General features: G+C 64.3%; 11 protein-coding genes. 6 read left to right on the top strand and 5 right to left on the bottom strand.

The window, feature by feature from the left end:
* Positions 1 to 3 precede the first annotated feature (3 nt).
* From K323_RS0104115 to K323_RS0104125, 3 genes are all read right to left on the bottom strand, one after another.
* Positions 4 to 1,521: a 2-oxo acid dehydrogenase subunit E2 gene (locus K323_RS0104115; protein ID WP_022884019.1), complete on the bottom strand. Its 1,518-nt coding sequence runs from the start codon at positions 1,519 to 1,521 to the stop codon at positions 4 to 6.
* A 66-nt stretch (positions 1,522 to 1,587) separates the two neighbouring features.
* Positions 1,588 to 2,961 carry a dihydrolipoyl dehydrogenase gene (gene lpdA / locus K323_RS0104120; protein ID WP_022884020.1) on the bottom strand — a complete coding sequence of 458 codons (1,374 nt, stop codon included), beginning with the start codon at positions 2,959 to 2,961 and terminating at the stop codon, positions 1,588 to 1,590.
* 106 nt (positions 2,962 to 3,067) lie between these two features.
* Positions 3,068 to 4,555 (bottom strand): leucyl aminopeptidase, encoded by a 1,488-nt coding sequence (locus K323_RS0104125; RefSeq protein ID WP_022884021.1) that lies wholly within the window; start codon positions 4,553 to 4,555, stop codon positions 3,068 to 3,070.
* A gap of 131 nt (positions 4,556 to 4,686) precedes the next feature.
* Between K323_RS0104125 and K323_RS0104135 the strand changes: the two genes are divergently transcribed.
* The 5 genes from K323_RS0104135 (at position 4,687) to K323_RS24165 (ending at position 10,625) form a co-directional block, all read left to right on the top strand.
* Positions 4,687 to 5,610: a proteasome assembly chaperone family protein gene (locus K323_RS0104135; protein ID WP_022884023.1), complete on the top strand. Its 924-nt coding sequence runs from the start codon at positions 4,687 to 4,689 to the stop codon at positions 5,608 to 5,610.
* A 40-nt stretch (positions 5,611 to 5,650) separates the two neighbouring features.
* Positions 5,651 to 6,985: an MFS transporter gene (locus tag K323_RS0104140; RefSeq protein WP_022884024.1), complete on the top strand. Its 1,335-nt coding sequence runs from the start codon at positions 5,651 to 5,653 to the stop codon at positions 6,983 to 6,985.
* A gap of 238 nt (positions 6,986 to 7,223) precedes the next feature.
* Positions 7,224 to 8,600, top strand: coding sequence for an RNA polymerase sigma factor (locus tag K323_RS0104145; RefSeq protein WP_022884025.1), 1,377 nt, complete (start codon positions 7,224 to 7,226; stop codon positions 8,598 to 8,600).
* Between the two features lie 7 nt (positions 8,601 to 8,607).
* Positions 8,608 to 9,879 carry a MurT ligase domain-containing protein gene (locus K323_RS24160; RefSeq protein ID WP_022884026.1) on the top strand — a complete coding sequence of 424 codons (1,272 nt, stop codon included), beginning with the start codon at positions 8,608 to 8,610 and terminating at the stop codon, positions 9,877 to 9,879.
* Between the two features lie 5 nt (positions 9,880 to 9,884).
* Positions 9,885 to 10,625: a type 1 glutamine amidotransferase gene (locus K323_RS24165; protein WP_033372434.1), complete on the top strand. Its 741-nt coding sequence runs from the start codon at positions 9,885 to 9,887 to the stop codon at positions 10,623 to 10,625.
* Between the two features lie 23 nt (positions 10,626 to 10,648).
* On the opposite strand, the gene K323_RS0104160 is transcribed toward K323_RS24165, so the two are convergent.
* Positions 10,649 to 10,900, bottom strand: coding sequence for a DUF7455 domain-containing protein (locus tag K323_RS0104160; protein ID WP_022884028.1), 252 nt, complete (start codon positions 10,898 to 10,900; stop codon positions 10,649 to 10,651).
* A gap of 159 nt (positions 10,901 to 11,059) precedes the next feature.
* Here K323_RS0104160 and K323_RS0104165 point away from each other — a divergent pair, with 159 nt between their 5' ends.
* Positions 11,060 to 13,138 carry a DNA gyrase/topoisomerase IV subunit B gene (locus K323_RS0104165; RefSeq protein WP_026851202.1) on the top strand — a complete coding sequence of 693 codons (2,079 nt, stop codon included), beginning with the start codon at positions 11,060 to 11,062 and terminating at the stop codon, positions 13,136 to 13,138.
* Between the two features lie 77 nt (positions 13,139 to 13,215).
* Here the strand turns inward: K323_RS0104165 and K323_RS0104170 are convergent, their stop codons facing one another.
* The gene (locus tag K323_RS0104170; RefSeq protein ID WP_022884030.1) at positions 13,216 to 15,705 is read right to left on the bottom strand and encodes a DNA gyrase/topoisomerase IV subunit A; all 2,490 of its coding nucleotides are present in this window, start codon (positions 15,703 to 15,705) and stop codon (positions 13,216 to 13,218) included.
* Between the last annotated feature and the right edge of the window lie 71 nt (positions 15,706 to 15,776).

Genomic DNA, 15,776 nt, shown 5'->3' on the forward strand with positions numbered 1-15,776 from the left:
GACTCAGATCCCCAGGTCTGCCTCGAATGCTCCCGCTTCGAGGCGCTGTTTCATCGTGGTGAGAAAACGCGCGGCGTCGGCTCCGTCGATGATGCGGTGGTCGTACGAGAGCGCGAGGTAGACGCTGGAACGGATGGCGATCGAGTCGAAGCCGTCGTTTGTGACGACAGCAGCCTTCTTGTAGACGATCCCGGTACCCAGGATCGCACTCTGCGGCAGGAACACAACGGGAGTATCGAACAGGGCACCACGCGACCCGGTGTTGGTCAGAGTGAAGGTGCCGCCGGCGAGCTCGTCTGGTTTGAGCTTGTTGTCGCGGGTGCGCTCCGCGAGATCGGCGATCTGCGCGGCGAACCCGGCAAGGTCGAGTTCGGCTGCGTTGCGTACCACCGGAGTCAGCAGGCCACGCTCGGTGTCGACCGCGATGCTGATGTTCTCCTGTGCCGGATACACGATCGAATCCCCGTCGATCGTCGCGTTGACGATCGGGTACGCCTGAAGGGCTTCCGCGGCAGCAAGCGCGAAGAACGGCAGGAATGACAGCTTGTTGCCGGTCTTGGACTGGAAGTCCGCCTTCACCCTGTCGCGCAGTCTGGCGACACGTGTGACGTCGACCTCGACAACGGTGGTGAGCTGCGCCGACGTCTGCATCGAGATGACGGCGCGTTCAGCGACCACCTTGCGGAGGCGCGACATCGGCTGCGTTGTCCCGCGGAGTTCGGATACCTCGACGGCGACCTTCTCGGTGCCACCGGCATCCGATGTGGCCGCAGTGATGTCCTGTTTGCGGATGCGGCCACCGACTCCGGTTCCGGTGACAGTCGACAGGTCGACGCCGGCCTCATTGGCGAGCTTGCGCACGATCGGCGTCACGTAGCCGGACGTACCGGCGTGCGAACCCCGGCTCGGCGCTGGAGCGGTGGCTTCTGCCGGTGCGGCGGGAGCGGCCTCTTGGGCCGGTGCTGCGGGTGCCGGCGCTGCGGGAGCTGGAGCTGCGGGTGCTGGAGCCGCGGGTGCCGGCGGGGCGGGAGCTGGCGACGGCGGCGCCACTGGTGCGGCCGTCTCCTCTGCAGGTGCCGGGGCGTCGGTCGATGGCACCTCCACGGCGGCGGGTGCCTGGGCCTGGGGAGCAGCGGTGGGTGCCGCTTCGGGTGCGGGTGCTGCTTGGGCTTCGGCAGCGGGAGCCTCGGCAGCCGGTGCTTCAGCAGCCGGTGCCTCAGCAGTGGGTGCTTCAGCGGCCGGTGCCTCAGCAGCCGGTGCCTCTGGGGCTGCGCCGGCGCCCGAACCGTCACCGATGGTGACGAGCGCGGTGCCGACTTCCACGGTCTCGTCCTCCTGGACAAGGATCGCTTCGATCACACCGGCGACGGGAGACGGGATCTCCGTGTCGACCTTGTCGGTCGACACCTCGAGCAAAGGCTCGTCGACTTCAACGCGGTCGCCCACGTTCTTGAGCCAGCGGGTGACCGTTCCCTCTGTGACACTCTCGCCGAGTGCCGGGAGGCTGACGGATTCGCTCATGCGATTGTCTCCTTCAAAACCAGATTGTCTGTCATTAGCTTACTGAGAATCGAGTGCCGCACCGGTTCAGAGGGCGTGCAGCGGCTTGCCGGCCAGGGCCAGGAACGCTTCGCCGAGTGCCTCGTTCTGAGTGGGGTGTGCGTGGATGAGCGGCGCGATGTCTTCTGGGTATGCTTCCCAGTTGACAACAAGCTGGCCCTCGCCGATGAGTTCACCGACGCGAGCGCCGATCATGTGCACGCCGACCACGGGGCCATCCTTCACACGAACGACCTTGATCGAACCAGTTGTTCCGAGGATGGCGCTCTTGCCGTTGCCTCCGAGGCTGTATTCGTAACTCGACACCTGGTCTGCACCGAACTTCTCGCCGGCCTTTGCCTCTGTGTAGCCGACGGATGCCACCTCTGGGTCGCAGTAGGTGATCTTCGGGATGTTGACGTCTTCGACGATGATCGGGTTCTGGCCGGCGATCTCCTCGGCGACGAAGATGCCCTGCTGGAAGCCGCGGTGCGCGAGCTGGAGGCCGGGCACGATGTCGCCGACGGCATACACGCCTGGAACGTTCGTGGCCAGGCGCTCATCGGTGATGACGAAGCCGCGGTCCATCTCGATGCCGACTTCCTCGAAACCGAGGCCAGCCGTTGACGGGCCGCGCCCGACCGCCACGAGGAGCAGGTCTGCTTCGACAGTTGCGCCGTTCTCAAGAGTGACGACAACTCCGCTGTCGTTCTGGGTGACGCTCTGGAAACGAACACCGAGCGTGTACTCGATACCGCGCTTGCGGAAGGCTCGTTCAAGCTGCTTGGAGACGGACTCTTCTTCGTTCGGCACCAGGTGAGGGAGGGCTTCGATGATGCTGACGTCTGCGCCGAATGACTTCCAGACGCTGGCGAACTCGACACCGATGACACCGCCACCGAGCACCGCGACCTTCTTGGGCACAAAGTCGAGCTCGAGCGCCTGCTCGCTGGTGATGACCCGTCCGCCGAGTTCGAGCCCAGGGAGGGAACGCGAATAGGAACCGGTCGCGAGGATGACATTCTTTCCGACAATCGTATCGTCGCCGACCTGCACGGTGGTGGGGGAGACCAGTCGGCCCTCGCCCTCGATGACGGTGATGCCGCGGGCCTTGATCAGGCCCTGGAGACCTTTGAACTTGCTGGCGACAATGCCTTCGCGATATGCCGTGACACCGGCGACGTCGATGCCCTCGAAGGTTGTCGTGACACCGAACTTCGATGACTCCCGGCTGACGTCCGCAACTTCAGCCGCGTGCAGCAGTGCTTTGGTGGGGATGCATCCACGGTGGAGACAGGTGCCGCCGAGCTTGCCCTTCTCGACCAGTCCGACGGTGAAACCGAGTTGCACGGCACGCAGCGCCGCCGCATACCCTCCACTTCCTCCGCCGAGAACGACTATGTCAAAATTCTGCTCCGACACCCAGATACTCCCTCGCGCTTAACGATCTGTGCCACGTCCTGCCGGCACGGTTGTGCCGTGCCTGGCAGCTGTTCAACGGCAAGCGTCACTTGCCCATACGACTGTACTACGGGCGGCTAAACTCCTCGGCCAGTTGCACCAGTGTGCGCACCGAAACGCCCGTCGGCCCCGCGGCGGTGAATCCCCATCCAGAGCCCTCGTTGTGAGCGCTCCCCGCGATGTCCAGGTGGGCCCACGGGATGGTGGATGCATTCTCGTCGTCGCCCACCCGGCCGATGAACTCCTTGAGGAAGACGCCAGCGAGCAGCATGCCACCCGCCTTGTTCCCGATCTTCGCGTTCGCGATGTCTGCGACGGGCGACTTCAGGAGTGCCCGCAGTTCCCCCGGTAGCGGCATCGGCCAGGCGAGTTCCCCTGTGACCTGACTGGCGGAACGCACCTGTGCGACCAGGTCGTCATCACCCATGACGGCGAAATACCGGGTCCCGAGGGCGATGGTTGCTGCGCCGGTCAGAGTAGCGACGTCGATGATCGCGTCCGGGTGCTCCTCGCTGGCCGCGACAAGCCCGTCTGCGAGCACCAGCCGACCCTCGGCATCCGTATTGAGTACCTCAACCGTCTTTCCACCCCGTATCCGGAGAACATCCTCCGGGCGGATGGCGGAACCGGACGGCATGTTCTCCGCGATGCAGAGCCAGGCCGTGATCCGCACGGGAAGGCCGAGCCTCGCGGCGGCGAGCGTGACGCCGAGCACCGTGGCCGCACCGGTCATGTCGTACTTCATCCCGACCATGGATGCTGCCGGCTTCAGCGAAAGCCCGCCGGAGTCGAAGGTGATTCCCTTTCCGACCAGTGCGAGGTGGCGAACTGCGCCGACGGGGGAGTAGCTCACCTTGACCAGCCGTGGGGGTCTGGTGGAACCCTGGCCGACGCCAAGGATGCCGCCGAATCCGTCTGCGGCGAGTTCGGCCTCATCCCACACCCGCACATCGACAGGGAGTGACTGTGCTGCTTCGATGGCCCGATCCGCCAGTGACGCGGGATAGAGGTCAGACGGCGGGGTGTTCACGAGATCCTTGACCAGGGAAACCGCCCCTGCGATGGCAATCGCCCTTTCCAGGACATCTTCGGCATCGTGGGAGGTGTGCACCGTCACCGTGTCGGCCGGAGACTTCGTCCCGGCCAGGGAATCCTTCCGATAGTCGGTGAAGGCGTACGCACCAAGAGCGGCTCCCTCGAGTACCGCTTCCACCTCGGCTGCGTTCTCCAGAGGCAGGGCAAACGCGATCGACTCCACACCGGTGAGCTGGCGGAGTGCACTGCCTGCGGCATACCGGAGTGCGTCTGGGCCGGTCTCGGAGCCGAGTCCGACGATCGCAATGCTCGCCGCCGAGCCGACAATCGCCGGAATCCTGGTGACTTCGTCCTTCCCGCCGGTGACACCGAGCGCCTCCAGGTGATCTCCGATGACAGCAAAGCCCGCCTCAGCGTGCAGCGTGGGCTTGCCATTGACCACTTTGGCTGCAACAACGAGTACGTCGGCTTGTGCATCGAGAGCGGAAAGGGGTGATACCGAAAGTGAAGGGAATGTCATTCTTCGATGCTAACGATGAGCGCATCCGTTCGCTGTGCACCGAAACGCACCGTTGCCGTGTTCGCTCTGGGCATGAACCCCAGCATCCGGTTTCCGGGTGACCGGGTTCTGCCGACGCCTAGAGTTGAAGCATGCGCGATCCTGGTGACCTGTACGAGCTGACCGCGGATGCGGAGGGCGTCCCGGAGGGCCTACACCTGGTCGCGGGCCTCACCGGGTTCGCCGATGCCGGGGGAGCGGTGTCGCAATTCACCGAATACCTGCTCGGTACGCTCGACCACACGATCGTTGCGGAGTTCGACACCGATCTACTCCTGGACTACCGGGCACGCAGGCCGATCATCTACTTCGACCAAGACCACCTGACCGACTATCAGCCGGCCACCCTTCGGGTCTACCTCGCGTCCGATGAGATCGGCCAGCCGTTCCTCCTTCTGGCCGGGTTCGAACCCGACTTCCGGTGGGAGCAGTTCACCGCGGCCGTGCTGGAGATCGCCGCGCATTTCCGGGTCGCGTCCACTACCTGGGTTCACGCCATCCCGATGCCGGTTCCGCACACCAGGCCGATCGGGGTCACGGTCAGCGGCAACCGGTCAGACCTCATCGAAAGCATGTCGGTCTGGCGCCCGCACACACAGGTGCCGTCGAATGCCCTGCACCTGGTTGAATACCGGCTCCAGTCGAGCGGTGCCACAACGGTCGGGTTCGTGCTGCTGGTTCCCCATTACCTCGCCGACACCGAGTTCCCCTCTGCTGCCCTTTCCGCGCTGGAAAGCACAAGTGCTTCCACCGGCCTGATCTTCCCCACCGACCGACTCCGCGAACAGAACCGGGAATTCGTCGCCCGCATCGACGAGCAGGTGCACGAAAACCCTGAACTCGCCAAACTGGTCGGCACACTCGAGCAACGTTATGACGCCTACATGGAGGGCAGTCCTTTGCGTTCGCCGCTGACGGATGAGGACGGCGAGCTTCCGAGCGCCGACGAGATCGCCGCTGAACTCGAGAAGTTCCTCGCCATTCGCCGCACCAGGGACAACGGCCAGCTCGGCTGACCCTGTTTGGCACCTGTCAGCTTCGGCTAGACTGACAGAAGTGAACTCCCGTCGGTCCTGGTTGATCTTTGCGATCGGATCGTTCGCCTACCTTTCCGCCGTTCTGCAGCGCACGTCCCTCGGAATCGCCGGTGTCGCCGCAACCGAGCGATTCGGTGGCTCCGCAGCGGTACTCTCGAGCCTCGCGGTCGTGCAGCTGATCGTCTACGCCGGCGCGCAGATTCCAGTCGGTGTCCTGATCGACAGGTTCGGGCCGCGAGTGCTCATGGTCACCGGAACAACGATGATGGTCGCCGGTCAACTGACTCTCGCGTTTGCGCCGACCATCACGGTGGCTGTGATCGGACGCATTCTGGTCGGCGGGGGCGACGCGACCATCTTCATCTCGATGATTCGGCTGATCTCCTCGTGGTTCTCCGGGCGAATCGTTCCCCAGTTGTCCCAGTGGATGGGAAACATCGGTCAACTCGGTCAGGTGCTCTCCGCCATCCCGCTCGCCTGGGTACTCGATCTCTGGGGGTGGACCCCGGCCTTCGTCTCGGCGGCATCCGTTGCGGTTGTCGCGATGATCGTGGTTTTCATTGTCGTCAGGGACCGACCGGCGCTCGGGACTGATCAGCACCGGGCGACCAGTTGGAAGGACGCCCTGATTCAGCTGCGTCACAGCTTCGCCAGGCCGGGTACGCAGCTCGGTTTCTGGTCGCACTACGTGACTCAGTCCTCCGGCACGGTGTTCAGTCTCCTCTGGGGATTTCCTTTCATGGTCTACGGCCTGGGATACGACCCTGCACTGGCAGCGGCAATGCTCACCATCGTGGTGGGCGCTGGAATCGTGTTCGGACCGCTGCTCGGAATCCTCACGGCCCGCTACCCGCTGAGGCGGAGCAATATCGTGCTCGGCATCGTCGCCGTCATCGGGTTCGCCTGGACGGTGGTGCTTCTCTGGCCTGGTCCGCAACCGATGTGGTTGATCGTCGCACTGCTCGTTGTCCTGGGCGTCGGAGGCCCAGGGTCCCTCATAGGATTCGACTTCGCACGCACGTTCAACCCGCAGCGAAGCCTTGGCTCGGCCAACGGTGTGGTGAATGTCGGCGGTTTCACGGCGAGCTTCGTGACCATGTACTTGATCGGCGTGCTTCTTGACCTGCAGGACGGCATCCGCGTCGGGCAGGGCGAGCAGAGCGACCTGTACGCCCTCGACTCCTTCCGCCTGGCTTTCGCAGTGCAATTCCTGGTGATTGGCGCGGGCGTCGGCTTCCTCCTTCGCGCGCGGCGTCGCACCCGCCTGCAGTTGTCTCGCGATGAGGGAATACAGGTGGCACCCCTGTGGGTTGCATTGGTAAGGGCGTGGAGGCACCGCAGGGGCTCGCCATAACGGATCGATGGCTGGCGGACCGGGTGGCTCGCACTCCTTGCAAAACATGCAATAATTGTCAATAGGACCCGTTCTGGTCCCGCAAAATGCCGGGTGTATCGCGGCATTGGCGCTGTAGTGAGGCGCCCGGGACTTGACATGGGTCCAAGTACTGCCCGAAATCGGGTGATACTGCCCGGTCTGGGATGGATTCCGGGAGCGCTGTACGCGCACAAAACACAGTATGAGAGGTGTCCGAATGGCAACCCCCACAAAGACTGAGCCGACCGAAGAGACCGCTACGAAGGCCGCGCAGGCGGCTGCGTCGACGACCACAGCGACGAAGACCACAGCGTCAAAAGCAGCAGCCCCCAAGGCGGCGCCGAAGAAGGCTGCTGCTGTGAAGAGCACCGCTGCGAAGACCACAGCTGCGAAGACCACAGGTGCGAAGGCTTCGGCCGCACAGGCCACCGACGCCCCGAAGGCGGCTCCTAAGAAGCGTGCTCCCGCAAAACGCTCGAAGGCCGGCGATGTCGAGTCGGATGTCGAGCAACCGGACAAGGCCGCTGGGAAAGACGCCACCGACGAGTTCGAGGACGACGAAACAGAAGACGGTGCGAAGCGCCCGGTGCAGACCGAACCGCTGCCCTCTGGCGCACTTGTCCTCTCGCTTGTCGACGACGAGGACGAAGTGCCGGTGTATTCCAGCGCGATCACCGGCGCGACCGCTGACGCGGTCAAGGACTACCTGAAGCAGATCGGTAAGGTCGCACTGCTGAACGCGGCCGAAGAGGTCGAACTCGCCATGCGGATCGAGGCAGGGCTCTTCGCCGAAGACAAGCTTTCGCAGATGAGTGACTCCGAGAAGCGCAATGCACTTGGGCGCGAGCTGCAGTGGGTTGCCAAGGACGGCGCCCGAGCCAAGAGCCACCTGCTCGGGGCGAACCTGCGACTCGTCGTCTCGCTCGCCAAGCGCTACACAGGCCGTGGAATGCAGTTCCTTGACCTGATCCAGGAAGGCAACCTGGGGCTCATCCGTGCGGTGGAGAAGTTCGACTACACCAAGGGCTTCAAATTCTCGACCTACGCCACCTGGTGGATTCGCCAGGCGATCACCCGCGCAATGGCCGATCAGGCCCGCACCATCCGAATTCCGGTGCACATGGTCGAGGTCATCAACAAGCTGGCCAGGGTGCAGCGCCAGATGCTGCAAGACCTGGGCCGCGAACCCACGCCAGAGGAACTGAGTCGCGAGCTCGACATGACCCCGGAGAAGGTCGTCGAGGTGCAGAAGTATGGCCGTGAGCCGATTTCACTGCACACTCCGCTCGGTGAAGACGGCGACAGCGAGTTCGGCGACCTCATCGAAGACACTGAAGCGGTTGTACCCGCGGACGCCGTCGGATTCACCATGCTGCAGAAGCAGCTAGAAAGCCTTCTCGACTCGCTGTCGGAGCGTGAGGCCGGTGTCATTCGCATGCGCTTCGGACTAGGCGACGGAATGCCGAAGACGCTCGACCAGATCGGGGACACGTTCGGGGTCACTCGCGAGCGCATCCGCCAGATCGAATCGAAGACCATGGCCAAGCTGCGGCATCCGTCCAGGTCGCAGTCCCTGCGCGACTACCTCGAGTAGGCGTCCTGTGGTGCGCTATGCACCGGCGATCCTCATCGGCAGGGTCGTCCGGAAGCTCGCGAGGTGGCGCAAGCCCGGAGGAGGCTCTGCCATCCCCGGGCTTATTGTCAACCGCATCGCGCCCGGATTCCTGGCGCGCACTCTGAACAGCTTCCCCGGTGGGCTGGTGATCGTCACGGGCTCCAGCGGCAAGTCGACCACCACCAAGATGCTGGTGGCTGCCCTGCGCGCGCATGGCCAGACTGTTTTCACGAACCCGTCGACGGCGAACATCAGCCAGGGCCTGACCTCCGCCCTCCTTGAACGGGCCAGCATCACCGGGCAAGTTGACGGTGACATCGCCGTGCTGGAGATGGACGAGGGGCACGGTGCGCTGATCGCGTCTACCCTTCTGCCCCGAGTAGTGCTGCTCACCAACGTGATGGTCGACCAGATCGATCGTTTCCACGACTCGGAGATGGTGACTGCCATGCTCGCGAAGATCGCGGCTCGTGCAACCGAGGCGCTCGTCTCGAATGCCGATGACCAGTACCTGGCCGACATCGCAGCGACAATGGTGCCCGGGGTGGAGATCGTACGTTTCGGGGTGACCACCGAGGTACTTTCGCAGAGCCCGCGCGGTCTGGGATACACCAGGACGACCACGGAGCGGATGACAGCGGACGACGGCGTGTTGCTCACGGAGGTCGATGGGACCAGGGCCGAATTGCGCGCAGCAGGACACACCCACACCGTCCGGCTGCCTGCGCGCGGGACGCACTATGCCGTTGATGCGGCAAGTGCATTCGCGGCTGCCGGCAGCATCCTCGGACCCCGATTTGATGCGCGCGTTGCGGTCACGGCGATCTCCGCCATCCCCCCGGTCTTCGGTCGCGGAGAGATCGTGACGGTGCACGGCAAGCAGGTTGAGTTCGTGCTCGTGCAGAATCCGGCTAGTTTCCAGCTCAACGTGGACAGCCTGGAAGCCGGGACAGAACAGATTCTCGTCGCCATCGGGTCCGACGTTCGCGACCCGTCGTACTTTTGGCCTGTTGACACCTCAAGGCTCGGACGGGTACTCATCGCGTCCGGGTCCAAGGCGCACGACATTGCCCTGCAATTGGCGTACGACGACGTGCAGGTGGACCGGATCGAGACTGACCTCGCGGTCGCACTCGACGATTTCCTTGCCCTTCCCGATCCGGCCAGGGGGCAGAAGACGATCATCTTCTCCGCTGACTCGATGCGCCGCACTCGTGCCCATCTCAGGTTGGCCACCAATTCGGAGGAGGCGGCGTGACCGGCATGCTCACCATCGCGGTGCTGCTCCCCGAACTTCTCGACACCAATGGTGACGCTTCAAACGCCCGGGTCCTTGCGAGGCGCGCCGAGTGGGCAGGCCATGATGCCAGGGTCGTCGCAGTGAACAGCGTGATTGAGCTGCCGGAACAGACGGATGCCGTCGTCATCGGCTCTGGCTCAGACGCCGACCTCGAAACGGCGAGGGACGTACTTCTGACGCTGCAGTCCCGGCTTCGTGAACTCGTCACGAGCGGCGTCCCCGTCCTCGCGATCGGCACCGGGTGGGAACTCCTCAGCTGGGGAATCGAACACGGCGACGGTTCAGTGCTTGAGGGGCTTGGCATCGTTGCTGGCCGCGCGATTCCCCGTGGGGAGCGCGCGATAGACGACCTTGTGATTTCGTCGAAGTATGGACGGCTTGTCGGTTTTGAGAACCATGCGCGCGCCTATACGGGCGCGGAGGGGTCGCCTCTCGGCCGGGTACTTTCCGGATCAGGCAACGGGAGCGGCACGGAGGGCGTCGTCATGGGAGAGGTGTTCTGCACACACCTGCATGGCCCGGTCCTGGCACGCAATCCCGTGCTTGCCGATCATCTGCTCACGATCATCCTGGCGAGGCACGGTGCTGCATATGCCGCTGGCGAGCGGGCTACCCAGGTCGACCAGATAGCACAAGCCGCACGCAACCAGGTTGCTGTGCGGCTTGGACTCGCTCCGGAAGGAGACTCTGCCGGGAACTCCTAAAGGCTCCCGGCAGCAATCAGTCTCTAGGAACGCTGGTCTTCAAAGAGGCGGCTCGACTCGTCGTGCCAGCTCTCCGCGATGGCGGCCAGCTTCTCCTGGTGCTTGCGACCGTGGTGGGCGCAGAACAGCAACTCGCTGTTGTTCACGACGACGCGGATGTAGGCCTGCGCGCCGCAGGCGTCGCACCGGTCGGCTGCCGTGAGCTGTTGGGGGGCACTGTGCTCATCGACACCGTGTTCGCCGATGGCACCGTTTTGGGTGGCGATCTGGGACATGTGCTCCTCCTCAGATAAGAAACGATTAACCTGACACCCCATGTAAACACGCGCCGCCGAGGTTTGGGCTCTAGCGGGCGGTATTTCGCTCACCGCGTAGCGAATGACCATGGGTGTCGGTCCTGTTGTGACGCCGCGCGGTCAGTAGGCTTAACCGTTGTGAGTTCCGACTATTCCGCACGCCACCTCTCCGTCCTCGAAGGGCTCGAGGCCGTTCGCAAACGCCCCGGCATGTACGTCGGTTCGACGGACTCCCGCGGGCTCATGCACTGCCTCTGGGAGATCATCGACAACTCGGTCGATGAAGCGCTCGGCGGCTACGGTTCCGGCATCGCCGTCGTCCTGCATCCCGACGAGAGCGTCGAGGTGAGCGATACGGCCCGCGGAATCCCCGTCGACATCGAACCGAAGACCGGGTTGTCGGGCGTCGAAGTCGTCTTCACCAAGCTGCATGCGGGCGGGAAGTTCGGCGGCGGATCGTATTCGGCGTCCGGCGGACTCCACGGCGTCGGCGCATCCGTCGTCAACGCGCTCTCCGAACGACTGGACGTCGAGGTCGACCGTAATGGGAAGACCTGGGCGATGTCGTTCCATCGCGGTGAGCCCGGTATCTTCGCCGATACCGGCGAGAAGAGCCCGGATGCCCCGTTCACGCCATTCGAGAAGAAGAGCGAACTGCGCGTCGTCGGGAAGGTGGCGCGCGGTGTCACCGGCACGCGCATCCGTTACTGGGCAGATCGGCAGATTTTCACCAAGGGGGCCACCTTTCAGACCGAGGAACTCCTCGGTAGGGCACGACAGACCGCCTTCCTCGTACCGGGCCTGGCCCTCGAGGTCGCCGACCTCCGCGGCGAGCAGCCGATCAACGAGTCATTCAGGTTCGATGGCGGCATCTCGGAGTTCGTCGAGCACCTGGCCACCGATGCGCCGATCACCGACACCTGGCGGCTGACTGGCGACGGCACCTTCACTGAGACGGTTCCCGTGCTCTCCGACAAGGGGGCGATGGTCCCCACCGAACTGAGCCGTGAGTGCCACGTGGATATCGCGCTGCGCTGGGGGACCGGTTACGAAACGATCGTTCGCAGCTTCGTCAATATCATCGCAACGCCCAAGGGCGGCACACACCTGGCCGGTTTCGATGCCGGTCTGCTCAAGTTCCTGCGTGCGCAGGTGGAGCAGAACGCCAGGCGGCTGAAGGCCGGCTCTGACAAGCTCGACAAAGACGACGTGCTGGCTGGGCTGACAGCGGTGGTCACTGTGCGCCTGCCCGAACCGCAGTTCGAAGGCCAGACCAAGGAAGTGCTCGGTACTCCCGCTGCGCGCGCGATCGTGGCGAACGTCGTGGCGAAGGCGATGAGCGAGCGGTTCGGCTCCAGCAAGCGCGACGACAAAACCCAGTCGGCGCTGGTGCTCGACAAGATCGTCGCAGAGATGAAGTCGCGGATCTCCGCTCGCGCCCACAAGGAAACCCAGCGTCGAAAGAACGCGCTGGAGAGCTCTTCCCTCCCGGCAAAGCTCGTCGACTGCCGGAGCAACGACGTGGCAACGAGTGAGCTGTTCATCGTCGAGGGCGATTCGGCGCTCGGCACCGCGAAGCTGGCGCGCGACAGCGAACATCAGGCGCTCCTGCCGATCCGCGGCAAGATCCTCAACGTGCAGAAGGCATCCGTCGCCGACATGCTGGGCAATGCTGAGTGTGCGTCGATCATCCAGGTGATCGGGGCAGGCTCCGGCAGGAGTTTTGAGCTCTCCGCGGCCCGCTACGGCAAGATCATCATCATGAGCGATGCTGATGTCGACGGCGCACACATCCGCACGCTGCTGCTCACCTTGTTCTTCCGCTACATGCGGCCGATGATTGAAGATGGCCGGGTCTTCGCCGCGGTGCCGCCGCTGCATCGGGTGGTTGTGATGAACCCGGGCAGCAAGCCCAACGAGACGATCTACACCTATTCTGAGGCGGAACTGCAGGGCGTGCTCGCCGGCCTCAAGCGAAGCGGTAAGCGCTACCAGGACCCGATCCAGCGCTACAAGGGCCTCGGAGAAATGGATGCCGACCAGCTGGCCACCACCACCATGGACCGGTCGCACCGCACCCTGCGTCGCGTGCGGATCGACGACGCCGAGAACGCCGGGCGGGTGTTCGAGTTGCTGATGGGTAACGAAGTCGCACCGCGCAAGGAGTTCATCACCATGAGTTCAGACCAACTCAGCCGCGACCGGATCGACGTCTAAGAGTCCGATTTTCAGCGCCGACCCCTTGAACCCAAGGACGTTAAGAGTGCCCAGCTCACGCTTCGGTGAGGGTGCGCTCAGGCGATCTGGGCACCGATCCGGCCGACGACGGCTTCGAGCAGGGTTCCTGACGCGTCACGGCGAGAACCGGAGTCCGGCAGGGAACGTGGCGAGCCTTCTGGCCCAACAGCACGCGCGGGCGCCGGCCCGACCCAGGCGATGGCGAGCGTGTCTTCGCCTTTCAGGAAGCGGTGGGCACGGACGCCGCCGGTGCCACGGCCCTTTGCGGGATACTCCACGAAATCCGAGACCTTCGCGCTGCCCGGGTCGGTGCCGGGTAGAGTCTGGCTTCCGGTTGCGATGGTGGCGACAATCGCCTGCGCCGCGGCATCCGGAGACAGACTGGTGAAGTAGATGACCTGCGCTCCGGCCGACAGTTTGATGCCGGCCATTCCGCCGGCCGCGCGACCCTGGGGGCGAACGGATGCCGCGGGAAGACGAAGAAGTTGTGAATCGGATGCGACGAACACCAGTTCGTCGTCGTCGGAGCCCTGCACCGCGCCGATTACTTCGTCCTTCGGCTTCAACCCGATGACCTCGAAGTCCGGGCGGTTCGCCCAGTCGCCCGGAGTGACGCGCTTGACGATGCCCTCCCTGGTACCGAGCGCAATGGCCCGTTCTGACTCGAGTGACACCAGTGCGAGGATCTTCTCCTGTCTGTTGGACAAGGCGAGGTAGTCCGCGATCCGTACCCCGGCGCCCAACTGGATGGAGGCGGCAGGCATGACGGGCAGGTCAACGGGGGAGAACCTGATCAGGCGGCCAAGACTGGTGATCGCGCCGATCTCGGTGCGGCTGGTGGTCTCAAGCACAGACAACACCGCATCGTGCTTGCTGCGCCTCTGTGGAGGAGTGATCCGTTCGGGTTGCGCATCTTGGCTGGCCTGCCTGTCGACCCTCGCGATGCGTCCGGTGGCGCTCAGGTAGATGCGGGTGGGGGCGTCCTGCACCTCGAGAACAGCCGCCGTGCGTTTGGCAGAAGCACCGGCGATGCTCGGCCTGGCCTCGGTGAGGAGAGTGCGGCGGGGCGTGCCGAAGCGTTCTGCGACCGCGGCGAGTTCGTCGGAGACGAGGGTGCGGATCGCTTGCGTGCTCGCGAGCAACTCCTCGAGCGCCGCAATCTCAGCGAGAAGCTTGTCTCGTTCTGCTTCCAGCTCGATCCGGGAGAATTTGGTCAACCTGCGCAACTGCAGGTCGAGAATGTACTCGGCCTGCACCTGGCTGAGGTCGAAGACGTCGATCAGGCGGGCGCGGGCCTGGGCGGTGTCGTCACTGGTGCGAATGACCTGGATGACCTCGTCGATGTCGAGGATCGCGACCAGGAGGCCTTCGACCAGGTGCAGGCGCTCCTTCCGCCGTGCCAGGCGCCAGGCCGACCTGCGGGTGACCACCTCGATTCGGTGTCCGACGTAAACCTGGAGCAGCTCCCGAAGGCCGAGCGTCTGTGGTCCGCCGTTGACGAGGGCAACGGCATTGATGTTGAACGAATCCTCGAGCGGCGTGAACCGATACAGCTGCTCGAGCACAGCCTCAGGGCTGAAGCCGGTCTTGATGCCGATGACCAGTCGGAGGCCCTTGGTGCGGTCCGTGAGGTCGGTGACGTCTGAGATGCCGCTCAGTTTCTTCGACGTGACGCCGTCCTTGATCTTCTCGATCACCTTTTCCGGCCCGACCAGGTACGGCAGTTCGGTGACGACGAGGCCCGTCTTCCTCGCGGTGATGGCCTCAACCGACACCTTCGCCCTGGTCTTGAAGCTTCCACGGCCGGTCGCATAGGCGTCCTTGATGCCGGCCAGGCCCACGATGGTGCCTCCGGTCGGGAGGTCGGGCCCCGGCACGAACTCCATCAGCTCGTCGAGAGATGCCTCCGGGTTCGCCAGCAGGTGCCTGGCGGCGCCGACCACCTCGATCAGGTTGTGCGGGGCCATGTTCGTGGCCATGCCGACAGCAATGCCGCTCGCACCGTTGACCAGAAGGTTCGGATACGCGGCAGGCAGCACATCCGGCTGTGTCAGCTGGTTGTCGTAGTTCGGCACGAAGTTCACGACGTCTTCGTCGAGGTTCTCCGTCATTGCCAACGCTGACGCAGCCAGGCGGGCCTCCGTGTAGCGAGGTGCAGCTGGCCCGTCGTCGAGCGAGCCAAAGTTCCCGTGACCGTCGATGAGGGGGACCCTCAGGGTGAAGGCCTGCGCCATCCGCACCAGGGCGTCGTAGATCGCGGTGTCGCCATGGGGGTGCAGCTTTCCCATGACCTCGCCGACCACGCGCGCCGACTTCACATGCCCGCGATCCGGGCGCAGGCCCATTTCGCTCATCTGGTACAGGATGCGTCGCTGCACGGGTTTGAGCCCGTCGCGAGCGTCGGGGAGGGCTCGCGAGTAAATCACCGAGTAGGCGTACTCGAGGAAGGATCCCTCCATCTCCGTGGAGACGTCGACCTCTTCAATGCGTTCAACTGAAGGAACGCCGGGGGCGTCTGGGGATGTGGTGCTGTCTGAGCGGCTCATTCGTGAATTCTGCTTCAGGGGGTGCCTCGGCACGACCGGGTCATCGCGGGTACGGAGGCGGCCTGTGCCAG

Origin of the sequence: Glaciibacter superstes DSM 21135 (assembly GCF_000421145.1) — a bacterium.
Lineage (GTDB): Bacteria > Actinomycetota > Actinomycetes > Actinomycetales > Microbacteriaceae > Cryobacterium > Cryobacterium superstes.